At 48.3% G+C, this 25359-nt stretch carries 22 protein-coding genes; 12 read left to right on the top strand and 10 right to left on the bottom strand.

Annotation, left to right across the window (positions count from 1 at the left end; genetic code table 11):
- The first annotated feature begins 77 nt into the window (after positions 1-77).
- The 5 genes from AC27N8_RS12850 (at position 78) to AC27N8_RS12870 (ending at position 5586) form a co-directional block, all read left to right on the top strand.
- Entirely contained in the window at positions 78-2321 is a 2244-nt protein-coding gene (locus AC27N8_RS12850; RefSeq protein ID WP_487067578.1) for a glycoside hydrolase family 3 C-terminal domain-containing protein, read from the top strand.
- A 33-nt stretch (positions 2322-2354) separates the two neighbouring features.
- Positions 2355-2876, top strand: coding sequence for a DinB family protein (locus AC27N8_RS12855; RefSeq protein WP_487067580.1), 522 nt, complete (start codon positions 2355-2357; stop codon positions 2874-2876).
- Between the two features lie 203 nt (positions 2877-3079).
- On the top strand, positions 3080-4447 hold the full coding sequence (locus AC27N8_RS12860) for a dipeptidase (protein ID WP_487067582.1): 1368 nt from the start codon (positions 3080-3082) through the stop codon (positions 4445-4447).
- A 147-nt stretch (positions 4448-4594) separates the two neighbouring features.
- Complete coding sequence (locus tag AC27N8_RS12865) at positions 4595-5392, top strand: SDR family NAD(P)-dependent oxidoreductase (protein WP_487067584.1); 798 nt, start codon at positions 4595-4597, stop codon at positions 5390-5392.
- Positions 5392-5586 carry a hypothetical protein gene (locus AC27N8_RS12870; RefSeq protein ID WP_487067586.1) on the top strand — a complete coding sequence of 65 codons (195 nt, stop codon included), beginning with the start codon at positions 5392-5394 and terminating at the stop codon, positions 5584-5586. Before AC27N8_RS12865 ends, AC27N8_RS12870 begins: the two co-directional genes overlap by 1 nt.
- Here the strand turns inward: AC27N8_RS12870 and AC27N8_RS12875 are convergent.
- A complete protein-coding gene (locus tag AC27N8_RS12875) occupies positions 5583-6164 on the bottom strand; it encodes a TetR/AcrR family transcriptional regulator (RefSeq protein ID WP_487067588.1) in 582 nt (193 codons plus the stop codon). The two genes, AC27N8_RS12870 and AC27N8_RS12875, sit on opposite strands and share 4 nt — an antisense overlap.
- A gap of 132 nt (positions 6165-6296) precedes the next feature.
- Complete coding sequence (locus AC27N8_RS12880; RefSeq protein WP_487067590.1) at positions 6297-7064, bottom strand: alpha/beta fold hydrolase; 768 nt, start codon at positions 7062-7064, stop codon at positions 6297-6299.
- Between the two features lie 461 nt (positions 7065-7525).
- Between AC27N8_RS12880 and fxsT the strand changes: the two genes are divergently transcribed.
- The gene (gene fxsT / locus AC27N8_RS12885) at positions 7526-10222 is read left to right on the top strand and encodes an FxSxx-COOH system tetratricopeptide repeat protein (protein ID WP_487067592.1); all 2697 of its coding nucleotides are present in this window, start codon (positions 7526-7528) and stop codon (positions 10220-10222) included.
- Here fxsT and AC27N8_RS12890 read toward each other — a convergent pair.
- The 3 genes from AC27N8_RS12890 to AC27N8_RS12900 all read right to left on the bottom strand — a co-directional run bounded on the left by AC27N8_RS12890 (position 10190) and on the right by AC27N8_RS12900 (position 13065).
- Entirely contained in the window at positions 10190-11308 is a 1119-nt protein-coding gene (locus tag AC27N8_RS12890; protein WP_487067594.1) for an aminotransferase class I/II-fold pyridoxal phosphate-dependent enzyme, read from the bottom strand. The genes fxsT and AC27N8_RS12890 overlap by 33 nt on opposite strands.
- A 445-nt stretch (positions 11309-11753) precedes the next feature.
- Positions 11754-12695, bottom strand: a complete 942-nt coding sequence (locus tag AC27N8_RS12895; RefSeq protein WP_487067596.1) for an LLM class F420-dependent oxidoreductase — start codon at positions 12693-12695, stop codon at positions 11754-11756.
- A 13-nt stretch (positions 12696-12708) separates the two neighbouring features.
- Positions 12709-13065, bottom strand: a complete 357-nt coding sequence (locus AC27N8_RS12900; RefSeq protein WP_487067598.1) for a MerR family transcriptional regulator — start codon at positions 13063-13065, stop codon at positions 12709-12711.
- 316 nt (positions 13066-13381) lie between these two features.
- Here AC27N8_RS12900 and AC27N8_RS12905 point away from each other — a divergent pair, with 316 nt between their 5' ends.
- Positions 13382-14245, top strand: coding sequence for an SPFH domain-containing protein (locus AC27N8_RS12905; protein ID WP_487067600.1), 864 nt, complete (start codon positions 13382-13384; stop codon positions 14243-14245).
- 37 nt (positions 14246-14282) lie between these two features.
- Positions 14283-15227 carry a diacylglycerol kinase catalytic domain-containing protein gene (locus AC27N8_RS12910; RefSeq protein ID WP_487067602.1) on the top strand — a complete coding sequence of 315 codons (945 nt, stop codon included), beginning with the start codon at positions 14283-14285 and terminating at the stop codon, positions 15225-15227.
- Between the two features lie 92 nt (positions 15228-15319).
- Here the strand turns inward: AC27N8_RS12910 and AC27N8_RS12915 are convergent, their stop codons facing one another.
- Positions 15320-16882: a TMEM175 family protein gene (locus AC27N8_RS12915; protein WP_487067604.1), complete on the bottom strand. Its 1563-nt coding sequence runs from the start codon at positions 16880-16882 to the stop codon at positions 15320-15322.
- A 260-nt stretch (positions 16883-17142) separates the two neighbouring features.
- Between AC27N8_RS12915 and AC27N8_RS12920 the strand changes: the two genes are divergently transcribed.
- Positions 17143-17688 (top strand): P-loop nucleotide/nucleoside kinase family protein, encoded by a 546-nt coding sequence (locus AC27N8_RS12920; RefSeq protein WP_487067606.1) that lies wholly within the window; start codon positions 17143-17145, stop codon positions 17686-17688.
- 122 nt (positions 17689-17810) lie between these two features.
- Here AC27N8_RS12920 and AC27N8_RS12925 read toward each other — a convergent pair whose 3' ends face one another.
- The 3 genes from AC27N8_RS12925 to AC27N8_RS12935 all read right to left on the bottom strand — a co-directional run bounded on the left by AC27N8_RS12925 (position 17811) and on the right by AC27N8_RS12935 (position 20815).
- On the bottom strand, positions 17811-18752 hold the full coding sequence (locus AC27N8_RS12925; protein ID WP_487067608.1) for an acetamidase/formamidase family protein: 942 nt from the start codon (positions 18750-18752) through the stop codon (positions 17811-17813).
- A gap of 266 nt (positions 18753-19018) precedes the next feature.
- Positions 19019-19567, bottom strand: coding sequence for a hypothetical protein (locus AC27N8_RS12930; protein ID WP_487067610.1), 549 nt, complete (start codon positions 19565-19567; stop codon positions 19019-19021).
- Positions 19568-19933: 366 nt separating this feature from the next.
- Positions 19934-20815 (bottom strand): intradiol ring-cleavage dioxygenase, encoded by an 882-nt coding sequence (locus AC27N8_RS12935; protein ID WP_487067612.1) that lies wholly within the window; start codon positions 20813-20815, stop codon positions 19934-19936.
- A 266-nt stretch (positions 20816-21081) separates the two neighbouring features.
- Here AC27N8_RS12935 and AC27N8_RS12940 point away from each other — a divergent pair, with 266 nt between their 5' ends.
- The 3 genes from AC27N8_RS12940 to AC27N8_RS12950 all read left to right on the top strand — a co-directional run bounded on the left by AC27N8_RS12940 (position 21082) and on the right by AC27N8_RS12950 (position 24583).
- On the top strand, positions 21082-21468 hold the full coding sequence (locus AC27N8_RS12940; RefSeq protein ID WP_487067614.1) for a response regulator: 387 nt from the start codon (positions 21082-21084) through the stop codon (positions 21466-21468).
- Between the two features lie 549 nt (positions 21469-22017).
- Positions 22018-22962 (top strand): hypothetical protein, encoded by a 945-nt coding sequence (locus AC27N8_RS12945; RefSeq protein ID WP_487067616.1) that lies wholly within the window; start codon positions 22018-22020, stop codon positions 22960-22962.
- A gap of 595 nt (positions 22963-23557) precedes the next feature.
- Complete coding sequence (locus tag AC27N8_RS12950) at positions 23558-24583, top strand: NAD(P)H-dependent flavin oxidoreductase (protein WP_487067618.1); 1026 nt, start codon at positions 23558-23560, stop codon at positions 24581-24583.
- Between the two features lie 28 nt (positions 24584-24611).
- Here AC27N8_RS12950 and AC27N8_RS12955 read toward each other — a convergent pair whose 3' ends face one another.
- Positions 24612-25355 (bottom strand): hypothetical protein, encoded by a 744-nt coding sequence (locus AC27N8_RS12955; RefSeq protein ID WP_487067620.1) that lies wholly within the window; start codon positions 25353-25355, stop codon positions 24612-24614.
- Positions 25356-25359: the final 4 nt, after the last annotated feature.

Here is a 25359-nt window from a genome sequence, read left to right on the forward strand (position 1 = left end):
TTGTGTGGATGGACACGTTGTAGGATCAGGTCATACAATGTGTCCATTGTTGTAATCTCATAGTGGAGGAGCACAAGATGGAACCACATATCCAAGCATTGCTTGATCAGATGACGCTGGCGGAAAAAGCTCAGTTAACTATTGGCGATGGTTTCTGGCATACCTATGGGGTTGAGCGCCTGGGTATTTCTGGAATCGCTGTCAATGACGGTCCCAGTGGACTGCGTAAGCCGTTAGAGGATAATGCATTAGCTGAGAATTCGTATCCTGCGACCTGCTTTCCTGCCGCCGAAGCCTTATCCTCCTCCTGGGATACCGCGCTGGTTGAGCAGATTGGGGAAGCTCTGGCGGAAGAATGTCTGGCACATGATGTGCAGGTGTTGCTGGGTCCTGGTATCAATATTAAACGTACCCCGCTTGGCGGGCGGTGCTTCGAATATTATTCGGAAGATCCAATGCTGTCGGGTGCAATGGGGGTGGCTTTCGTTCAGGGGGTGCAGAGCAAGGGTGTGGGAACCTCTCTGAAACACTTCGCCTGTAATAATCAGGAGTTTGAACGGATGACGATCAGCTCCGAGGTTGATCCACGCACTCTACATGAGATCTATTTATCTGCCTTCGAGCACGTGATCAAAAAAGCCCATCCCTGGACCGTGATGGGCTCGTATAACAAAGTTAATGGTACCTATGCTTGTGAGCATCCAGAACTGTTGCGCCAGATTTTAAGGTCGGAATGGGGCTATGATGGTCTTGTGGTCTCCGATTGGGGCGCGGTTAATGATAAGGTGAGTGCTTTATCTGCCGGGCTGAATCTAGAGATGCCTGGTAGGTCCGGAAATCATAGCGAGAAACTTGTCCAACGCGTTGAGGATGGCTCTTTATCTGTTGCTGCACTCGATGAGGCCGCTGGCCGTGTTCTGCGTCTGATCTTTCAGGGATCAGCAGGCCGACAGCCAGATGCAACCTTCGATCAGGATGCGCATCATCAACTGGCACGCAGAGCCGCCGCAGAATCTATTATTCTCCTCAAAAATCAAGCTGATCTTCTACCGCTACAGGCGGAGAGCGTTGGGTCAATCGCAATCATCGGGCGCTTTGCTAAATACCCCCGCTATCAGGGAGCAGGCAGTGCGAGAGTTAATCCGCTGCAATTGGATAATGCCTTCGATGAGTTGCAAATCCTGCTCGGCGATAAAATATCCCTGACCTTCTCTGAAGGATATGCTGAGGATCATAGTTTGAGCCAGGCTCTTGTGCAGGAGGCTGTAGGGGCTGCTCAAGCTGCTGAGATTGCCATTATCTTTGCTGGCTTGACTGATAAAGAAGAGTCCGAGGGCTTTGATCGGACACATCTGCATATGTCTGAAGCACACAATCGTTTGATCGAGGAAGTCACCCGTGTTCAGCCGCATACGGTCGTTGTACTTTGTAATGGATCGGCGCTCACTATGCCCTGGATTGATAGTCCTAAGGCTGTGCTGGAGGCCGGTCTCGGTGGTCAGGCGTCTGGTGGTGCCGTCGCCGATGTACTGCTCGGTAAGGTCAATCCATCGGCCAAATTGACTGAGACGTTCGCATACCGATTGGAAGATACTCCAGCCTATCTGAATTATCCAGGTGAATTCGGGCAGGTACGCTACGGCGAGGGCCTGTTTGTTGGATATCGCTATTATGATCAGAAAAAGGTGACACCTCTCTTTCCCTTTGGCTTTGGACTCTCCTATACCACGTTCGAGTATGCGAACGTTCGGCTCAGTCAGACATCCATCACTGATCAGGAGACCCTGGATGTCACCGTACGCGTGCGTAATACGGGCTCCCGAGCAGGTAAAGAAATTGTCCAGCTTTATGTACGTGATCTGGAGGCGAGCGTTGTCAGACCCGTCAAAGAGCTCAAAGCGTTTGCCAAGGTTTCTCTGGAACCAGGCGAAGAGAAAGATGTTGTACTCACTCTGGAGCCGCGCAATTTTGCTTTCTATGATGTCTCGTTACCTGGATGGCGCGTCGAAGCTGGCGATTTTGAGCTCCTGCTTGGTCAGTCGAGCACGCAAATTGTACAACGTACTCAGGTCTCTGTCACTACTGCTCCAATCATACCAACCTTCAATAAGTGGCTGACGCTCAAAGAACTCTTTGCCTATCCGTCATCTGCCGCTGTGATGCACGCTGTGATTGCTTCACAGGATCTGGGCTCGGAGGCCGATGTCAATAGCCAACTTGAAGCGGCGATGAGTCTGCCGCTTGTGAAGCTTGTCTCCTTTGGCTTGCTTACGGATGAGCAGGTGGATGGGCTGATTGTGCTGCTTAATCAGGCTGTATAATCAGGTTGTATATAAATTTTTGAGGAGAGTACAATGCCAACACGTCAAGAAATTCAAGATGCTCTTGCGGAGTCGCAAAAAGAGATCATTACATATTTTCAGCAATTTACTCCAGAAACTATTGAGAATCCATGTACTGCGAGTGGGGTTGCTGGTGAAGCCCCTTGGAGAATCAAGGATCATCTCGCGCATCTTACTCCCAATGAATATGGGATTCAGGCACTGATGCGTGGTACCCTTGAGGGCGATACGACTCTGCTTGGCAAGTTGGGGTCGATGAGCCGTGAGGAGATGGTTGCCTGGCGCAATCAGGATAATCAAACCTATGTGAATGCTCATCACGATGATAGTGTAGAAAAGCTCTTTGCAGATCTGGCAGAGGCGCGTCAACAGACACTTGCACTGCTGGAACAGTTTACTGATGAGCAATTGGCTGCACCTGCTGGTGGACCCTTTGGGGCAAATAGGACGGTCGGAGATATGTTCGTTGCCAATGCTCAACATGAGGCACAGCATGTGACGTGGATTGAGGAGGGGCTTCGTCAGGGCTTCTAGTCGGGTCTTTGTCGGTATCTGGATAAGCGAAGAGCTATGTGATGGATTTGTCTAAACATAGTTCTTCGTTTGCCTTTCAGTGAGAAATGTTGTTAGCTAATCCGTATAGTCTAATAGGAACTTTGTCATAGAGAAAGGCATGCATCGCTGTTATAACGAGCGTGTGTCGTCCTCGCCTTTGCTAGAATTGGAGTTGTGACGTTATGACATGGGAGACGTATCTTGAAGAGCATCAGCCTCAATACCAGGATGAGTTGCTACAGTTTTTGAGCATTGCGAGTATCTCTTCGATACCTGAGCATGCTGCTGCTGTACAACAAGCTGCTCAATGGGTTGCAGATCGCCTGACGACTGCTGGTGTGGAGAAGGTGGAGATTTTACCAACTGAGGGGCATCCGGTTGTCTATGGAGAATGGTTACATGCTCCTGGAAAGCCAACGGTGTTGATCTATGGGCACTTTGATACGCAACCCGTTGATCCACTGGCGCTGTGGAATAGCCCTCCATTTGAGCCTGTGATTATTGAGGATCGGGTCTATGCTCGTGGGGCGTCAGATGATAAAGGAAATATGTTTACTCCTATTCTGGCCGTCGAGGCGCTGCTTAAAGAAGAGGGAGCATTACCTATCAATGTGAAGTTCTTTTTTGAGGGGCAAGAGGAGATAGGGAGCCCGCATCTGCCGCCTTTTATTGCGAAGTATAAAGATTTGTTTTCTTGTGATCTGGTGCTTAGTTCCGATGGCGGTCAGTATAGCGAGGATCATCCTGAGCTGATGATCGCGTGTAAGGGATTGGTGGGGGTGCAGATCGATGTGCAAGGGGCCAATGCTGATTTGCATTCGGGGATGTTTGGTGGGGCCGTGACTAATCCTATCCATGCCCTGACATATATACTCGACTCTTTTCGTAGCCCCGATAATAAGATTCTTGTTGAGGGCTTTTATGATGATGTGGTGCCGCTCTCTGCCGAAGATCGTGCGGCGATCGCGCTGATTCCATTCGATGCTCAGGCTCAAATGGATAATCTCGGTGTCAATGCTCTGATCTCTGAGCCGGGTTATACATCGCAAGAGCATCTGGCGGCTCGCCCGACGTTGGAGGTCAATGGTATTTGGGGTGGCTTCCAGGGGGAAGGTGTCAAGACTGTCTTGCCTAATGAGGCACACGCAAAGATTACCTGTCGCCTGGTTGCCGATCAGGACCCTGCTACTATTGCCAAGCTTCTGACTGCTCATATTGAGAAGCATGTCCAGCCTGGCGTGCGTGTGACGGTCCGGCCTCAGCCCGGCACTGCCAGACCCTATCGGATTCCTGACGATCATTGGGGAAGCCTGGCGGCCGCCGATGTGTTGACTGAGATCTATGGCGTAGCTCCCTATCATTCGCGGACTGGTGGCAGCATCCCTGTGTGCGAGCTCTTTCTTAATTACCTGGGAGTCTATACCGTGGGCTTTGCCTTTGGTCTGCCAGACGAGATGTTCCATTCTCCAAATGAGTTCTTTCGCCTGAGTAGTTTCCGACGAGGTCCCGTGGCTTATTGTAAAATCTTGCAGCGCCTGAGCGAAAAGTAATCAGCTCTCACATAGCTTGAGTGAAACAAGCAAACATTGTTTCACTCAAGCTGTAATAGATCCCGCATCGCTTGATACATGGAACTATTTTGGCTACGGGTTAGAGACGACGATCCATCCAAAAAGGGGAGATATCGGAGGAAAAGAATGGTACAAAGAGTGCAGGGCAAAGTGGCCATTGTTACCGGTGCGGCTCAAGGGATTGGACGAGCATGTGCCCAGATGCTGGCGCAAGAGGGGGCGCGCGTAATCATCGGAGATATCCAGGAGCTTGCCGGACAAGCCGCCGCCGCTGCTATTCGTGAAGCTGGAGGCGAGGCGATTTTCCAAAGAGTAGATGTGATGGAAGAGAAGGATTGTACCACGTTGATCGAGAGCGCTGTACATCGCTACGGACGACTTGATGTGCTGGTCAATAATGTTGGTTGGTATCCCCGTGCAACCCTTGAAGAAACCTCATCTGACTTATGGGATCGTGTCCTGGCTCTCAATTTGCGAGGCGCTTTCTTTTGCTGCAAGTCTGCTGTCCCTCGCATGCGTGAAGCGGGAGGTGGTAGTATCATCAATATTGGATCGCTCCACGGTATTCAAGGGCATGAGAGTCTCGTTGCCTACGCTGCGGCGAAAGGAGGACTCCTCGCACTGACACGCACCCTGGCAGGGGCGTATGCAGCAGACAGGATTCGTGCCAACTACCTTATTCCTGGATGGGTGCTGAGCGAGGGAGAACTGGCCTTGCAGCAAAGTCTGGGCATCAGCGAAGAGGAACTCCTGCGGGAAGGGAAAATGTTACCCTTAGGACGGCACCAAACACCTGAAGATACGGCCTATGCGGTGATATATCTTGCCTCCAATGAGTCAACCCAGATGACGGGTAGTATCTTTCATATTGATGCTGGTGCATCAACGTTGCCTATCCAACCCAGAATGACCGATCTCATCTGATGCCACAAAATTGTTCGCTCGAAGTATTGCTCTGGCTCCCGGGAGCAAAGGTTGTGTATCTCGGTTCGATTAGCTTTGCAAGCTTGAGTGAGCGCGAACAAGCTCTCGCCGTGTCAGGTCTGGCAGCGGATAGTTTTTCGGCTTTTCTCGATTACGATGTCGATACATGTCGTAATTATAACTGGTCTGATTAGAGTAAGAGGTGAACAGCTCTTGATAGCATGTGTTTGATTTCTTCATCTGCCAGTATGAGCCAGCCTCGATATCGCCAGGAGATGATTGTGAAGAGCAGTCCGAACAGGCTGAGCGCTGTGCCTGCATAATCCACTTCCAAACGAAATAGATGCGACGCCTGAGATAATGCTTGCTCAATAAGAAGATGAGCTGCATGGAAATGGAGGTCGAGCTCATGATAGAGGTTGGGGAAATGCCAAAATTCGCTTATCCCAACGAGCCATAATTGAGGATGCTCGGAGAAACACTCATATAAAAACATCAGACATGCGATCAACTCTGCAATAGCTTGTGCAGAATGAGAGGCTCCAAGAGCGAGTGCCTGTGAGTACTCTGTAATGCGAGGCTCAAGCGAGGCATGTTGATAGACTGCATGGATAAGCCCCTCTTTATTTTTGAAAAGACGAAAGATGGTCACCTCATTTACTCCGGCTGCTTTGGCAACGAGGCTTGTGGTTGTGGCGACGATTCCCCTTTCTGCGGCAAGATCCAAGAATGCATGCAGGATACGCCTGGCGGTTTCTGAAGATGTTTCCATTAATGCTCCTTTCCCCTTGCCTTTGTGAGAGAATATGAGTGAATGATCTTCTTGCAGTTCGGGCCGTGAGAGGAACCTTGATAGCGCCACAAGGTTCCTCTCACGGGTAATGGTGGGGTTCCGGTGTCCAGGTTAGGATACGTGCTTGAGTGCCTTGAGAATAACGTCGATGACGGCGTCGGGTCGGGAGATCATGATAACGTGTGAGCCTTCGATCTCGGTGATATCGGCACCAGCGCGTTGAGCCATGGCCCGCACGACATCACTGCCAGCGGCCTTATCTGCGGTGCCGACTGCGGACCAGACTGGCAGGTTGTTCTTCCATGCTGGCGGACCGCTTTTCTCTGCAAGAGCTGCGGCGGCAATGGGCCGCTGGGAGAGACCCAAGACATCGGACTGTAACTGGGGCAGATCGGCGGTGAACACGTCGCGGAACCTGGCGGCATCTATGAGTAGCTCAGTAGCGGTCTCCGAACCCTGCCCCGTTGGATATTGACTTCCTTGGACGGCAGAAGTGAGAACGCTGTCCTTCGAGCGGCCTACGATATCAGCAAGAGATTCGCCTTCATCGGGAGCGAAGGCGGCAACGTAGACGAGCCCCACAACGTTCTTGGTGGCAGTGACAGCGTTTGTGATAACTGCACCTCCGTATGAGTGACCAACAGCAAGCACCGGGCCAGGTGTCTGGTTGATGACGCTCGCTACGTATGCGGCGTCTGAGTGCAGTCCACGCAGGGGATTGACGATCGCTCGTACTGGTATTCCGGCAGCTACCAGGCGTTCTGTGACTTCAGCCCAACTTGCGGCGTCGGCAAATGCGCCGTGAACGAGGATGACAGTCGGACCGTTTGATTGCGATCCCGAGTCAGTTATGTTTGTGGCAATTGTGTCTGAATCCATGAGAAAAAATCCCTTTCTGTTAACGACGAAAATTGTCAATAGACATGCAAGCATGTTCATACTATTTGACTGTGCTTGTCATGTGTATGTAAACAGAGAGAAACACCGGCTTTTTGAGTCTCTCACTCAACACCATCAGTGCTTCTGTAAAAAGTATATCTATTATCATCATTTTCTTAGAGATCATCACCTATCACTCACCGATCATTCATCGATCAAAATATTGGACCAGTTGTTGTTTTAAGAGGAAAAGGAGAGAAACAAAGCGAAAAAGCTATGCTATCAAACTTTGTGGAAGAGTTTTACTATAGAAATTTACAAATAAGTAGGTAAGTACTTACTTGCATCATGGTAAAGTGTATGGTAGGATACCAAAGGAAAAAAGAGTGTATCCATCATTTATTTTTCTCGTACGGGCACATTTGAGGAGAAATTCCCCCTGAATCAATAAAAGGAGAAATATGCCTAGAAACGAGTATCTACGTCAAAAACGTATGCAGCGGAACTGGCGTCAGAAAGATCTCGCTGATCATATCGGAACTACCGTGCTCTCTATCCAGCGTTGGGAACGGGGCACACACCAACCCAGCCTCTATTATCGTACCAAACTGTGTACCCTCTTTGCTTTGAGTCCTCATGAATTAGGCTTTCTCGAGGAGGCTTCCTCATTACCAGCCAATATTCCATCTGCGACCTCGCCCACCGCCCCTGCCAAAAGTTTACCACCACACATGCACATCTGGACTGTGCCTTACGCACGCAATCCACTGTTTACTGGACGTGAAGATCTTCTTGCTGCTCTGGATAAACAGTTCGCCTCCAGGACATCGCAGCAACCAATTCGTCAGGCTGCTCTTACCCAGGCGCAGGTCATCAAAGGATTAGGAGGTATTGGTAAGACCCAGATTGCTATTGAGTACGCCTACCGTTGTCTGCAAGAGGAACGGTATATCCATATATGCTGGATCAGTGCAGTCAGCGAGGAAACCATTCTCACCAGTTTTGCTGAGTTGTCGACGCTGCTCCCCGATTTTGACCAGCAAGGTGAACAAGATGAACGGAAGCTAGCAAAGCTGGTGATTCGTTGGCTGGAAAAATGTGAAGAACCCTGGTTGATAGTGTTCGATAATGCCGATACGATTGAGATAGCAACCCCCTATTTTCCTACACGTGGACATGGTGACCTATTGCTCACCACACGTGCCAGTGCCGTTGGTAACTTTGGAGTCTCCCTGGAAGTGGATACAATGGGTCTTTTGGAAGGGACACAGTTCTTATTACGTCGAGCTCATCGCTTGGATCAGACCTCTGATGATGATATCAATGAGGCGAGCAATATTGTCATGGAGTTGGGACAGTTTCCACTCGCTATTGATCAGGCGGGAGCTTACATTGAAGAAATTGGATGCAGCCTCTCCCACTATCTGCACCTCTATCATCAACATCGACGGGAGTTGCTTGCACGTCGCGGCAGACACACGACGTCCTACCCGAACTCCGTGGCGACCACATGGTCACTTTCATTTCAGTATCTCGAACAGCATCATCCCGCAGCTGCACAGTGCCTCCAACTCTGTGCCTTTCTAGCTCCTGATCACATTCCCGAAGAACTCTTCGTCGATGGTGCCCCTTTCTGGACTCCAATCTTACAGCAGGCCGTGACCGATCCCTTGCGCTTTGACGAAATGTTAGAGGCCCTGCTCGGGTTTTCCCTGATTCATCGCCATACCAGAGAACGGCAATTAAGTATTCATCGTCTGGTACAGGTTGTGCAAATGGAATCTCTCTTGCCTGAGGAGCAACAGCAGTGGGCGAGAAGCGTTGTTCTAGCGGTACAACACCTCTTTCCCGACGTCCAGCTGAATGATAACTCTTCCTGGCCTCTCTGTCTGCGTTATCTGGAACAAGCTCAGGCATGTGATAGATGGATCCAGCAGTATCAATTGCTCTTTGACGAAGCATTGGATCTTCTTGACTGCACTGGCATCTATTTAGAAGAGCGAGCACTGCATAGTCTTGCGGAACCACTTTTGCAACGTGCGCTTCAGCTTCGTGAGCGGCATCTGGGCTCTGATCATCCTAGCACTGCCCTATCACTTCACCATCTGGCACTCGTCCATTACCGCCAGGGAAACTATGAGCAGGCCGGCTTGCTTCATTTGCGAGCCTTGCACATTCGTGAGCAGCATCTGGGAGTAGATCACCTTGAAGTTGCAGCATCGCTCAATGATCTGGCGATGAACTATCTCTTGCAAGGAAGGCATAGTGAGGCTGAGTCACTGTTTCAGCGTGCATTGCATATATTTGAGCATGAGGAGGGGGCCGAGGGCCCCAGTATGTCGTTTGCCCTCAACAACCTGGGCGCTCTCTACCGAGCGCAGGGCAAGTACAGGCAGGCCGAGGTACTCTTCCTGAGAGCTCTCCGCCTGCTTGAGCAGCGCCTGGGGCCAGACAATCTTGAGGTCGCATTTGTCCTCAATGGCCTGGGACTTCTGTATTGGTATATGGGAGCGTATGAGCAAGCCGAGCCACTACTTCAACGAGCTTTATCTATTCGTGAGCGGCATTTAGGGCCAGATCACTTATTAGTTGCGTTGGTTCTTCTTAATTTAGCAACTCTCTCTTATGAGCAAGGGTTGGAGGAACATACGGAGCAGATGTGTCAGCGTGCTCTTCACATTTATGCACAGACTGAGATAGAACATCCTGAAAGCGGGTATGCGCTCCATTGGTTAGCTCTTGTTGCGGCAAAACGTAAACAATATCAAAAGGCAGAAGCGCTTGAAAGACAAGCCTTGCAGCTTTGGGAAAAACTTCTCGGCTCGGAACATATCAATTTGGCGTATCCCTTCCATGGATTAGCCCTGCTTTCTGCCCAGCAAGGACAACTGAAAGAGGCGGACGTATTTTTTCAGCGGGCCATTCGTCTACGAGAAGAAGTATTAGGATCTGAGCACCTGGAGACAGCAGCGCTTCTGCACGATTTTGCAGATTTTCAGTATATGCAAGGCAATATTTCTGAGGCAGCCTTGCTCTATCAACGTGCGTTGACTACACGTATATTGCAGGTGGGTCATGATCACGCGTGGACGATCGAGACGCAAACCAGGTTACACTCCGTACTGTTAGAGATGGGTAGAACGAACATACATTTCTAATCTTTCTAGGCATTCTGGCATATTTTTTCGACCAAAGCCGATTCTGAAATGCTTATACCCAAAATTGTAACAGGTACCTGGCAGAAGCAAGACGCCCTGCTTTTGTACCAGATCAGTGCAAAATTGTTCAACATCTTGATCAAAGCGAAGCGCTGGGAAGGCGATGGAGCCTGCTTTCGGGACGATCCAGTTGAACAGATGCTGATACGTTGTGAAGAATGGGATGAGTATTTCCATATTCTCTTTAATGATTTGCTGATTACGGGCGATTATTTGCTCTTTATGGCGCAAGGCTACGGTTGCTAGAAACTCGCTGGGGGCGCTGTTACAGATGGTGAGATAATCTTTGAATGCTGCCATGGAGTCCTGGATCTCTTGATCACGCGTGGCAATCCAGCCAATGCGCAATCCTGGCAAGCCGAACGTCTTTGACATGACTCCCAATGATACCGCATGCTCGTAAAGATCACATGCGGCCGGGAGCGCGTCCTCTGGATGCTGCTCCAATCCGCGATATACTTCGTCGGAGAAAATGATGAGTTGATGCTCTCTGGCAATCTCGATGATCTGTTGCTGCTTGGCTCGACTCATCAGGTAGCCGGTTGGATTATGGGGGCAGTTAATGATGATCGCTCTGGTATTTCCTTTGATGCTTTGTCGTAAGCTGGCGAGATCAAGCTCCCAGCCATCTTCTTCATGCGTCTCCCAATGTGTGATCTCACAGCCAATGGCGTTTGCAACTTCGGAAAGCGATTGATAACAGGGGAAATGGACGATGATGTGGTCGCCTTTGTCCAGAACAGCATTCATGAAAGTAAAAATTGCTTCTTCCGCTCCAGCGTGGACTAAGATCTGCTCTGCATCAATGGATTGATAGAGTGTCGTGATTGCTTTGCGTAGCTCGGGTGATCCTTGTGATTCCGTGTAGCCTAGCCAGTGCTGCTGAAATTGTTCGGCAGCCCCCTCTTCTAGATCGAGGAGTTGCTGAATGGAGAGCGCTTCACAGTCGGAACTGGAGAGGAGATATGGAGCGTGGAATTCGTAGCGTGCGAAAAATCTTTCGATCTGAAATGGCCTGATCTTCATACTATTCCTTCTTTTCTACCGTTGCCAGAGAGCTACCTGTTCTTGTTCGAATGAGCAATGCGTTTAGCCCTGGTGAGGCTCCTCTTCCGTTGAAAACATTGCTTGAGGGTCATTTAAGAGACAATATGAAGTATATCCCAAAGAGCTCACCTATTCTAGAAATTGCTTGCTTGTGGATGTGAGTTGATGTGAGCTAACGATGGTGCTAATCCTATTTGCGTCAGTGTGCGATCAGTACCGGATTGCTGGATGACCATTAATTGATCTTCTCCGCTAATGCTGATAAGGGATGATGTCTTGCATGTACTATTGTTCCTGTGCTCGGCAGCCTGCAAGCTTACAAAGTTACAGGCTGCCAGATGACCAAAAGAAATTGCTTACTTCATGTATATGACTAGCTTGGCACAAAAGAAGTGGTGTCTGAAATCAAGTCACACATTACCGTTTATGCGATGATGAATTCGCTAGCAAACTGGCGGATCGAGTTCAACTGGAGCACATCCGGAAAGATGATCCTCAATTCTTGCACACCGATAGCTTCGTAGTCAGCAATGCGTTGACGAATAGTGTCCAGGCTGCCGATCAGCACAGAGTCCAGGGCGTTACCAAAGAGAGTTTTTATAAATTCGGGTGTTCTGGCTAAAGCTTCCTCATCGCTATCAGCAATAATGCAGACTGTTCTTGCTGTCCGAGTGATGGCATTGTAATCGCGTCCTACTGTCGCACAGTGCTCTTTGAGAATAGCAAATTTGCTCTTCAGTGTGGCAAGATCGCCAGAGATGTCACAGGCATCGCCATACTGCGCGACTAGCTTAAGCGTGACCTTCTCGCCGCTGCCACCGATCAGCATTGGGATGTGAGGTTGCTGTACGCCCTTTGGTTGATTGATCGCTCCATGGATCTGGTAGTATTTGCCCTCAAAAACTGCCTCTTCCTGCGTCCACATCGCCCGGATAACCTGGACAGCTTCACGCAACATACGTAGACGTTCGGGGGCAGTGGGATAATCATAACCATAGGCACGATACTCATGCTCATACCACCCGGCGCCAATACCAAAATCCAAGCGCCCATGCGAGAGAACATCAACGGTGCTGGCCATTTTCGCTAGCAGGGCAGGACTCCGATAGCCGTTACAGGTCACTGCCTGGCCGATGCGCACGCGTTTGGTATCGCGGGCCAGGGCAGCCGTGGTGGTCCAGCACTCAAAGTTAAATTCCTGTGATGGAGGGATGGTATGTAAGTGATCAACGAGCCAGATCGAATGATAGCCTGACTCATCGGCGGCCTGGGCAGTGCGGGTCATTGCTTCATAAGCTTCAATCGGATCTTTTATGCTAGCCAGATCCATCATTAAGCCTTGGGGCAGCAAAATGCCATATTTCATGCTTCGATTTCTCCTAACAAAATAGCTTTAACTTTTGCGTAATGGCTTCCAGGTTCTGCTGGAGTTCCTCAATGTGCTTTTGCACCATTTGTTGATGGGCTTCTAAGAGGGCGTGTCTCCTGGCAGCAGTGGTCTTGCCTTGCCGTCGCAAGGCAGCAAACTCCTGCATGTGACGAATTGGCATACCAGTTGCCCGGAGTCGCATGAGAAACTCGATCCAGTCGAGGTCGCTAACTGCATAGCGACGATGGCCGCTTGACGCACGGCCGACCGGGGCAAGTAAACCAATTCGTTCATAGTAACGCAGCGTATGGGCGCTGAGGCCAGTACGCTGTACGACTTGTTCAATGGTGAGTAGTTCGATGTCCATGGATAGAGTATAAAACTTCGAGCGCGCTCAAAGTCAAGAGGAATATGTTATTTGGGTAGCCTGAAAATCGCTGTGTGTAAATAATTTTATTTCATTTTATTTGAAGAATTCTTTTTACGCCTCGTCTAGAGTTATATAGCAGAAGTAAGATGACTGTTAAAAGCATAGTAGAGATGGGCTTCTAGCTCAGCGATGAGATAGGAGTGTTTACGCTAGAAGGAGCTTGACTTTGCTGTCTTTTTCAGGTATATTTGACTTAGTGTCATTTATACACTAAGTCAAAAACATATAATCATGGATGAATAAGGAGCTTGTTATGGCGTTATTAGGTTACTTTAAATCGGAACCTACCGAATATATTCTGGCATATTCTAACGGAGCTATCTTTCGGCAGGGCACGGGCCGCGCTTTTTGGTACTGGGGACCAAGTACATCTATCGTTCTTGTGCCTGCGTCGACGGTCGATGCACCATTTGTTTTCAATGAGCTCACGGGCAATTTCCAATCAGTGACTTTGCAAGGACAGATCACTTATCGGATTACGGCACCCGAAACTATCGCGCAATTGCTCAATTTTACGATTGATCCACAGACACGTTCTTACAGCTCGGAGGACCCTGATAAGCTCAATCAGCGTATTGTCAATATAGTGCAAATGCATACACGTAAAGAGTTGCAACAACTGGCTCTTGAGGACGCTCTGCATAGTTCGGAACGTCTCGCACGGAGCGTACTGGCTGCGTTGCTTGAAGAGCCAGCGCTGGCGACATTGGGGATCGAATGCGTTGGTCTGTTTTATACGACGATCAGAGCCACTCCCGAGATGACGAAGGCTTTGGAAGCTGAATATCGTGAGGCTTTGCAGATGCGTGCCGATCAGGCTATCTACGCACGTCGTGCCGATGCCGTCGAGCAGGAACGTAAGATTAAGCAGAATGAACTTGCTACCTCGGTTGATCTCGAACAGCGACGTAACGAATTGGTTAACCTCACAGGTGAAAATGAGCGCAAAAAGGCAGAATTTGAAGCTGAAGCTATGCGTATTCAACTGGCACCATTCCAGGAGCTGGAAGCTCGTCAGATACTCGCGCTCGCATTCCGTGATTTCGCCGAAAATGCGCGGAAGATTGGTAACCTGACCATCACATCTGAGATCCTTGAGCAGTTACTGAAGTCGTAATGTCGGGCCTGGGAGAAAATAAAAAAGGAGCTGGATTATGGCAGAGATCGAGAGAGTTGTGGTCGTCACGAAAAAAACTGCGCTTGAAGAGTTGGTGTATCGCCTGAACTCTAAAGCTCAGGCTAGATTTTATCTGGAGCAGAACCAGATCTCTTTTAGCGAATATGAATTGGCCGACCAGCAGTATCAGCGTGCAGTCGATGCCATCAAAAAACAGTTGCCGCGTAGTATCAAGCAGCAATTCATCGATCGCGAGTTTCTTCCTATGTATCAGTTCGATGACCATGATCTTGTGATAACTGTTGGACCCGATGGATTGGTGGTGAATACGGCGAAGTATCTGACGACGCAGCCTCTTCTGGCGCTTAATCCTGATCCCGATCGTGTTGATGGCATCTTGACACCGTTCTCCTTTGAGGAGGCGGGGGCGTGGCTTGAGCGTGCACGGCGTGGGAAGGTGAAGGTGGCTCGCGTTTCGATGGTGAAGGCGAGCTTGAATGATGGACAGGAACTGTATGCAGTGAATGATCTGTTCATTGGGCCTCGCACGCATGGCTCTGCTCTTTATTCCCTTCATTTTAGGGGGAGGCGCGAACAACAAAGCTCAAGTGGTATCATTGTTTCAACTGGAGCTGGTTGTACTGGTTGGCTGCGTTCAATCACACTGGGAGCCTGGTATATCTCGCATCGTTTTGGTGGTTCTAGCGATGAACCGCCAACGGTACAAGAGTTCGAGCTTGGTTGGGAGTCGGAGCAACTCTGGTTTACAGTGCGCGAGCCTTTTGTTTCTAAGACTGCGCAGGCGAGCCTTGTCTTTGATCAGATTACAGCAGGCGAAGAGCTGGTTATCACTTCACAGATGCCTGACTATGGGGTCATTTTTAGCGATGGTATCGAGAGTGATTATCTCAACTTCAATTCGGGCTTTGTCGCTCGTATCGGTTTGGCTGATCGCAAAGCACATCTAATCACGCGAAGCTAGCTGCAGTGTCCTACGACGGAAGAGCCTATCTTCCTAGATCAAATCAGAGAGATAGGCTTTACTTATGGTTGATAGATCCGTATTTATGGATATTAAGCCTGAAGGCCAGATGTTACTGTGCTTTGCGAGGCAATCTTATTGTCCCTATACTTGCCCAATTGCAGGACAAGCCATACTCCGCCAATGAGTATCAGGTATGTGCCAATATAAAAGCTTGGCTTGAGCGGTACATAGCTTGAGAAAATCGTGAGTGCCAGGAAGATGATGGGGTTGGCAATGATAATGATGCTTGTCTGCTTACTTTGATGGGAGCTTATCTCTTGTGCCAGGAGGCGTTTGTTATGTTTGGCATGTAACCAGATGACAACGAGTACGAGTGAGGTGAGTATTTGCCAGATGCCAAAGAAGAGATGTGCGTCCATTTCTGGCTGGTTGTAGTAGTTTACAAACCAGTTGATAGGTATGAGCATTAAGACGATATCGAGCAGGAAGAAGCTGTTGAGAAAGACGAGCAGGCTATCGTGACGTTTAATCAGGCGAAACAGATTATAGTGGAAGAGCCAGTATGTACCCATGATGATAATACCTACCATGAAGGCGTGTAAGAGTGGTCCCTGAGCGTCAACAACTTCTAATGCCTTCTTGCCATCCTCTCCGAGGGAAGGGAATTCAATCTGAGCGACGGCGAGCGTGATGGCAATACCAATGACGGCATCGCTGAAGAGTTGAATGCGCTGAGTTACCTCGCTACCTGTGGTGAGATCAAGTCCGCGCCGATAAAAGCGTAGATAGATCTGATATGTGATCCAGGCCGCAGCAACAATCGCAATGTAGATCAGTGCAGTAATTTTATTGTCGATAAACTGTCCAATCAGGAGGACGAGAACATAGGCGATGGGTTTGGAGAGCAATCTCATGCTGGTATATTTGATGAAACGTGGCTCAAGTCCATTCTCTAAAAGTTTAGAGCGTTTAGTAGAATATATCCATATGCATAATAGTGCCAGGCCTCCAGCAGCTTGCGATCCCAGGAAGATCAGGAGCCCATTTACAAACTGACTGGTCGCAACGTCCATATTGATATCAGTAAGCTCTATCCCGAATTCCATGAAAAAAAGTCCGATGGGAAACATGACGATGGCGGCTAGATAAAAAAAGTTGAGCGTGACAAGGATAAAATCGTTGCGCTTGATGTGGTGAAAGAGGCTGTGGTGATCAGCCCAGGCACCCGCGACGATGATGAAGGCGATGATGTACATGCAGCAACGTAGCACAATTGAGGTGCTGTTCGCTTCTAATTGCTCAAGGGAGGCTGGGATCTTGATGGTAATCGCAGCAACCGTCAGTGCAAAGGCGATAATTCCATCGCTGAAGACCATGAGACGTTCATTTGCGTCTTCCTCTTGGCTCTCTTCAGGTTCTGTGTGTATCGTGCTGGTCCCGCTTTCCTGGTATGGAGAGGCTGTTAATACACCAGAACGCGTTGGCTGGGCATCATTGTTCGCTAGCTGTTTTTCCGAGGATTGAGCATGCAAGGTGGGAAAGGCTTTGCGTGCCTGGGAATCTTGTGCATGCGCATCTGTATTTTTTGAACCGCAATGCGCACAATAAAGCGCACCTTGCGGCATCGTTGTCGAACAGTTCTGACATTCCATAAAGTTGAATCTTTCTGGCCGTTTTATATGCCAAGTTATAAAATGATGAGTTGGATGATTCCAGATGGATTACCACTTCTTTGTTAGCAGAAATGGTATGCTGATATGATCGTAAGACCCAAAGATAGTGCCCTTTTTCTGTATCAAATATATCAACGGCTCAGCTCTACTGAAAGATCGTCCGGGCATCGTTTATGTATCGTTTTGGCTAGATCTCGTTGCAGATAGGAATGAGGATGCGGCGAGAGGAAATAACAGCGATGAAAGAAAGAGTGACGCGCATGATCATTTTAATCAATGGCTCTTTTGCTGTCGGCAAATCTACTATCGCGGAACTGCTCGTTCAACATCTTTATCATAGTATGCTTTATGATCCAGAAATTGTAGGAGGGGCGCTGGCTGCTATTGTGGGGCCAATTGAGAAATTCTCAGATTTTCAGGATTTAACTGCCTGGCGTCCCCTGGTGATAGAGGCGGCTCGTGTCCTGAAACAGGTCTATGGACGGACATTAATTATCCCTATGACTCTCTGGCATCGTCCCTATTTTGAGGAAATTTCACTGGGGCTGCGGCAAATTGATGCTCATTTCTATCATTTTTGCCTCACTGCTCGGCTGGAAACCCTCCATCAACGATTGGCATTGCGCAAGCCCGAACATACTGAGGAGGCTCTTAACTGGATCGAGGGACGCTTTGAGCGATGCGTTTCTGCGTTTGCCTCTCCCGCTTTCGCTGTTCAGATCCCGAGCGATGAAAAAAGTCCCGAGGAGATTGTAGCGGAGATTTTATCCCACATTAGCGTCTAGCTGCGTCGACAAAACTTGTCTCAATGTTATGTGTCTATCCATGTACTACATCTGCTGGGACTTTCCTGATCGTATGAGGGACTTCGCAGCCACAATCTGATGCCAGGGTCAATTGGTGGAGACTAGAGTACGCCTGCGATAGCCCCAGGAGGCAGGATGGCATGGACTCCAAATACTCCTCCGTTAACGATCTGGGAAATATGTAGGTCGACTGCGAGGCTGGCAAAGGCCAGTGCATCTGAACGGGAGAGGCGATAATGATCTTCAAGGAGATCAAGCATAGCTCCCAATGCAATCAGTGAAGCTTCATGCATATCTTGATGGCTGCCTATTGTGACCCATCCGGATGGTGTCAGCGCTCGGGGAACGGTTAAATGGATGTCGTCTCGGAGGGAAAAAGTGAGGCTTACACGCTCCATTGGACATTCTAAGCCAACCCCGCTGACTTCTCCATCGCCCTGAACGGCATGTCCGTCTCCACACGAGAATAAAGCTTCGGGTACCGTGATGGGAAGATACAGTGTGCTTCCAACCACCAGTTCTTTGCAATCCATATTTCCTCCGCAGAAGCGTGGCGGGATGGTGGAATGAATACCTGGCTCATCGGGTGGCAGGCCCATGATACCCATGAATGGGCGTAAAGGGATGGTCCTGCCATGTTGATCACGACCAGTCATGGTATCTGCATCTAATGTCCATGCTAATAAGGTTGGTTCTTCAACGCCTAACGTTTTCAGATTTTGGATCATCCTCCTGCTAACGCTTGTCCAACCCCAGGTGCCCGGTCGGATCTCGTTGATGCGTATCTCCAACGTCATTCCGGGTCTTGCGCCGCGAATCGCTACGGGACCGCATAATGCATGACCATTGTCGCGTTCAGGCACGCGGGGAGCAAATTTTTGATTCGGTATGTCGAGTGATTTCCACGGTTCCAGTCCCCAACCCACATCAAGTGTACGAAAAACGACTGTGTCCCCTGTATCGATGCTTAACACAGGGGGAAATTCACGAGAAAAGCTTCCATGCAGGGTTCCTTGTTCTGGTTCAAGTGTGTAAATTGCCATATTTCCTCCTGATGCGTGCATAAAAATATTGAGATATCTCTCTATCGAAGATAACATCAGGCATAGAAATTTTCAAGCCTTGCCCCATTCTTAGCGCATCTTGCAGGCAGGCCCTGATGCTGCTAAAGATGTGACAGCATAAAAAGGTGAAAGCTCGATGCTCTCACCTTTTTATCTTTTTGTATTCTTTTCTACATGTTGCAGACGTTCAAGGCAATATGTAGAAAAGAAGTCGGGATGTTTTTATCATTAATTGTAATGTGCTATCAGGCGCAAGCGACCGATACGAGCGGATATGTTACTCCCTGGATGGTGACCGAATTGACTCCAAGTGTAATGGTAGGTCCTAAGATGGTAACATTGGTTGGTAAGGTGATCACACCACCTGCGCCAATAGCGACTGGTGTGACGGTTGCTGGGAAACCATTAATGAAAATTGTCGCTGTTGAGAATGTTGGATCATCAACGACGATTTTGACAATAGCTGCACCAGCAATAGGTGTACTGTAGGTATAACTGGTTCCCATTGTACAGTTAGGGTTTACTGTAGGTATAACTGGTGGAATGATAGGCGGGAAAATTGGCGGGAAAACTGGTGGGAAAAAACCCCCAGGATGAAATGGGAAATGATGATGTTGGTGTTGATGGTGATGGTGATGTGGGTCATTATGCAATGATTGTTGGGTAGTTATGTTTTGCACGGATATCTGCTGACCTGCCGAATGCGATGACGAGGCCATTGTGATCTGTGGCATGAGAGCCATCGAGAGTAGTGTAAGTACCGCGATGAGAGATAGGCGTGATTTGTGTAGCATAATACAGACTTTCCTTTCAAAAAAGAAACAATTATGTAGCCATAAGAGATTTTTGGATACTTCATCACTTACTACTCTCAGATTAGTATCTGGTATCTCTTACATATATACAGTATATGAAGCCTGTAAAATAGAAATTACTTCATATTTATTATTTAGTAATATATACATTAACAGAGTAACATCCGCATATGATAGAAAAGAATCTCATAATTGTTTTTCTATCATATGCGGACTGAACAAAGAAGCACAGGATGTAAGCTTGTCCTGCGTTTCTTTGTTCAGTCCGCATTCTGCATTCTCGTTAGAAAGTCGTCTATTCGATAACGAAGTACCGGATGCAATGTGCATCAGGGGCGAGGCAGTTCAAGAGGGCAGGTGATTGTGGGGAAGTGGCTGAAGTACGAAATCATAGTTGACAGTGTAATATGGAGTTTTGATATGATGGCGGGCCGCCTCTTCTTCAGAATGAGTGGACACAAAATCAACAACAAGCGAATCTTTTGTACCAAAGACGGCATCTGAGTCGAGGTAGGGATCGCCTTTCACAAAGAGATGAGTGGTGACAGGCAGAAAGCCAGCGGCAGAAACGAGTACATGTATATGGGCAGGCCGGAAAGGATGACGACCAAGTGAGCGTAATAACTGTCCAACTGGGCCGTCGTCAGGAATGGCATAAGAGACAGGTTTAATGCCTATGAAATGATAGTTTCCTTGATTATCTGTACGGAACTTGCCACGCAGATTCATATCAGGTTGTTCCGGATCTTGTTGTTCATAAAGACCATTCTCGTCGGTTTCCCAGATATCCAATAAAGCACCAGCGATTGGCGTCCCCTCGGTGGAAAGAACCTTTCCAGATACGAGGGTGGGCTCTCCGCGACCGTCCCGGCTGATAGTTGCCCCCAGGGGAAGTTCTGCTGCTCCGCTGCGATAGTATGGTCCAAAGATAGTGCTCTCGGTACTGCCCTGGGAGACGCGGTGATTGATGGCGTCGACTAGCATCGTAACGCCTGTGATGTCTGAAAATAAGATAAATTCCTGGCGTTTATCATCACACATCTGACCTGTACGCGTAAGAAATTCAATACCCTGCTCCCACTCCTCTGGTGTTAACTCGACTTCACGAATAAAGGCGTGGAGGTGTGTAATGAGACTGGTCATGACCTCTTTTAATCGGTCGTTTGGCGCTGCGGCCATGCTGTTAAGTACATTCTCAGTAATCTGTTGCTCGGTGTTATCACTCATTGGTAGCTCCTTTGCTCGATTCAGGTTGTTTATCCGCTAGAATATGTGAGTAAAATGGTCTCTCCTTTATGTGAAAGCTTCCAGAGAGTAAAAAAGTGGGGCAGAGAGATTTGATCCTGTATGTAATACGGTCTACTTTTGTCTGAGGTTAAGCGTTGATATCTTCTTAATTATGGTGTTAGTATAAGCTACTTTTGTGTCACTATTTTTTCTCCTCTCACGTACTATAAATGGGTAGCTATTCCAAAAAAGAGGAACAATTGGGTATGTATGACACGCATAATAACACGATTCTGGTGGTCGAAGATGATCCTGATATTGGGCAGCTGTATCAACAAATCCTCTCTGAGGAGACACCATACGATGTAGTTGTGGTGAACCATCCATTTAAAGCCTTTCAAAGGCTTGCGACCCTTTCCCCCTTCCTTTTTATCTTCAATTACCATTTGCCACTGATGAATGGTATCGAGCTCTATGATCGTTTGCACGCTATTCCTGCCTTTTCTCTGGTGCCTGCAATCATGGTGAGTGCTACACTGCCGAAGGAGCAATTGATGGAACGTGGCATTCGTTTTCTCGATAAGCCTATGGATATCGATGAATTCCTGGCTTTGTTAAAAGAAACCATCTCCGAACGACCTCCCCAGGCATAAGCCATCCATCTAAGCATATCTATTTATCCTGCCTGGCCAACTATCTTTCCTGGCATATATCTCTTCATGGTGAGATGAAATTTTGTCTCATCGTGAAAGAGATAAGGATTGATTATACCAGTAATTGCTACTAGAAAATGTTCTAGTATCTGACGAAACCCTGAGAGTATGTCAATCGTGTTCATAGTGGAAAAGATAGGATGCCTTTCATATCTTGTAAAGTTCAATTAATATTGACTTTTTTTCATTAAACAGATACACTCGATCTATATGTATGTTTCAACTCCAAATCACTCAAGTGGATGAGTGACCCATTTTATCATATGAGAAAGCGATGTCGTTATTATGGCATTTATCCCCACAGAACCCCCGTTTAACAATTCTTATAGTGTACAGAAAAAAGCATATGAACCTATTTTTTTGATCATTGATGCAAATGAGACGCGCGCTCAGAATTTTGCCTGTTTATTGACATTAGCAGGATGCCGGACCATTGTAACTAAGAGTACGTATCAGGCATTTAGTCGTTTTATCCAGGAACCTTTTCCAATGCAGGCTATACTTATAGGGCAACAAGATGAGATAACAAGTACACTTTATTCCCGTTTTTTTCAGCGTCTGGTGCAAGAGCTTCAGTATGAACCTCCTGTTATTTCAATGGCTCCATTTCATCTCCTTGATGGTCTACCCTTGCAGGCTCAGGATGCGGTTTCGACTATTACACATGTGATCGCACAGAAGAATCGTATGATTTTAGAGATGATCTGGCAGGTAGTGCCGTCAGCGCAAATGCCATTGATGATAGCTGAAAACACGATGGCTCTAGAAATACTGCCAAAGATGGGATTTCTTCCTCGTGTCACGCATAAGAAGCGTTCACTCTCCTCTCATTTGTACTATCAGCTGAAGGCCGCAAAGCAAGTTATTCCACCCCAACAGTGGGATAATTTGCTGACCGATGTGGGATTGGCTCAATTTTGTAAAGAGGAGTCCTGGCCTCCTCTCATCGAACAATTTACTATTCCCCCTGAATATTTTTCATTACTCTCACGAGCGATTATGTTTTCGAATCCTCAACTGCCAATGCAGCAACTGTATCATTGGGCCAATCAGGTCGAAGCAGATGCCAAGCAGAAAGCGGCTTTGATTTTTCTTATGCAGCAGGTTCCCAAACTGATTGGCGTCGATCGAACAATGCGTGCTTTGCTGAATATCATGATGAATGAGGTTGATAGTAGACGCGGTGAGAAATTGACAGAGTGGAAGCGTCTTGATGATGGTTCCTTTATCTTCGTCTTCTACAGTAATATTTTTGTGTATGGGATGTTAGGACATGCACAGCCTGTCTGCCTGATGTGGCAATCTTCCTTCGATCTGATGCTACGGCTGGCGAATCAGCAGCAACATTGGTATATTCGAGAGGTGGAATGTGGCAGTCAAACACACACGGGACATTGCGTGTTTCATATCTTGCCGAATCAGGTGAAGGGCTAAATATACGTGATAAGCTGCACTGAATGATTATTCTTTTCTCACTCTCCTTCATTTTAGGATTGAAGGGATCGGTGGTCATCATCAAACAGATCTTCCTCTATGTGACGCGGAGGCTTTGTCCGACGATGACTGCCTTTAGCTCTATGGTTAAGTGCTTTGCTACTGTCTTTCGCTTCTTATATCTCATCTACTAATTTTGTTATGCTTGCGCGTTCTATGAATTAGATATCAAAATTTACTCTTCCTACAATCTTGTCTGATATGGATAGCTGCAATTTTGTGTTGTTCATATCGGATATTTCGTACAGCGTTGTACTTTTCTTAGCCAGAAGGGAGACGATCAACTATGGACCATCGGCCATCAGTATTTCCTACCCCGTATCTCCCAGATTCTTGCACCTCATGTGTACTTGCTTCTTTATACAAATGATAACGTCAATGCCAGTTCTTTGTTTTCTGTAGTTGTGGATCTGTTGAAGACGCCTGGTAAGTATTAGCTATGTAGAGCGGATCTGTAAGGGAGATGAGTATTAAGGCATTGTAATCTGCTTGATCGTGGCGCGTGCCGGATGTACGATGCTACCTGGAGGAATTTATGTTACAGACACGTTTGTCAGAAGAATATGGGCTTGAGGTGCCATTTATTTCTGCTGGAATGGCTTTTGTGGCGATGCCTGCCCTGGTGGCGGCGGTTTCCAATGCCGGAGGGATGGGGACTCTAGGGGCGTCGTTGGTGCCTCCAGATGGGTTACGTGAACTTATCCATGCTGTGCGAGCAATGACAACACGGCCGTTTGGAGTGAACTTCATCACGCCGTTTGTCGAAGAAGCGCAGATAAATGTTTGTCTTGAGGAGCAGGTCCAGGTCGTTAGTTTCTTTTGGGGTGATCCTCCTGAATCCTTTATTCGTCGTCTTCGCGCTGCGGGTGTGAAGGTATGGATGCAGGTTGGTTCACTGTCGGATGCACGCGAAGCTGTTCGCTGTGGCGTAGATGTGGTCATTGTGCAGGGACAGGAGGCCGGTGGACATAATCGCAGCACGGGAACGACGCTCACGCTTGTACCCGCCGTGGTGAAGGCCATTGCGCCCGTTCCGGTGATTGCGGCAGGAGGTATCGCTGATGGGCGGGGTGTCGTCGCTGCGCTGGCTCTGGGGGCGGAGGCAGTCTGGATCGGGACTCGCCTGGTCGCAAGCAATGAAGCGTATGCTCACGATGAGTACAAACGGCGTATCGTCGGGGCCGAGGCCGCAGAGACTGCTCGTACGACGATCTTTGGCCCTGAGTGGCCTCACCAGCCGATGCGCGTTATACGTAATCGTGTGGTCAACGAGTGGATTGATCGCGAGGATGAGGTGGTCTATGCGCCCAAACCAGATACATTTATCGGGCAGACGCTCCTGGGAGGTCAGACCGTGCCACTTCCAAAGTTTTCCGCTCTCCTGCCCACCCCCGATACGACTGGCGATTGGGAGGAAATGTGTTTTACCGCTGGCGAGAGCGTCGGGCTGGTGAAGGAGATCAAGCCAGCAGGCGATATTGTACGCGAGATGATGGAGGAGGCAAGGCAGATCATCGAGCATCGCCTTAGCAGTGTCTTGAGTTCTCCTGGTATGGAATGAAGCCCGCAACCATCATCAAGAGGGGTCGTTATTTTCCTTTGAAAACGAGAACAGTATCATTGACGTGCAGTGAAAGGGTTGCACGTTGGCCCTTTCCAACATCAGCGTGTATGTCATTGACTTCTGAATCGTTGATATGCTTCTCGATTTCTGGAAAGTTTGAAGATAACGGCCCCATAATCCCTGCGATATCCAGATGGAAGGCTTGATCTTTGGGGAAGGTCATGTCCACAGAATTACTGTTCTCGTCGATCTTACAACTGGCATGAGGATCAAGCCTTCCCTGAAAAATAAGCGATCCGCTGAGGCTGGATTGTCCTGTGAGCGTGCTTTGGGTAATGGTTGTATCGCTGCTACCCACGACTTGCATCTGCCCCGTAATACCTGATATTTTGACCGTTTCGGCATTTAATTCGAGGTTGGTGTGCGCTGGGACTGTAATGGTGATACTGGCAAGATCGAGGGTATCCGCCATGTCGATGGTCAGGCTATTCGCGCTTCGATCCTGGATGTAGCTGCTATTTAATGAGGTCCTGTTTACTTTGATATCATTGCCGCCTGTATTAGCCAGAATTTGTAGTGTCCCAAATGCATAATTGTCTACTACAAGCGTCGGTTGGCTCCGCATTGTGAATGTTCTCCCCAGCACAAGTGGCGAGAAGAATTGATAGGCAAAATAACCACCGACGCCTATCATGATGAGCATAACGATACTCATAACACAACCTGCTCCAGCACATCCTCGCCGTGGTGGCCTCGTCGTATAATTCATCGAT

The sequence above is a fragment of the Dictyobacter sp. Z7_2 genome (assembly GCF_057551105.1).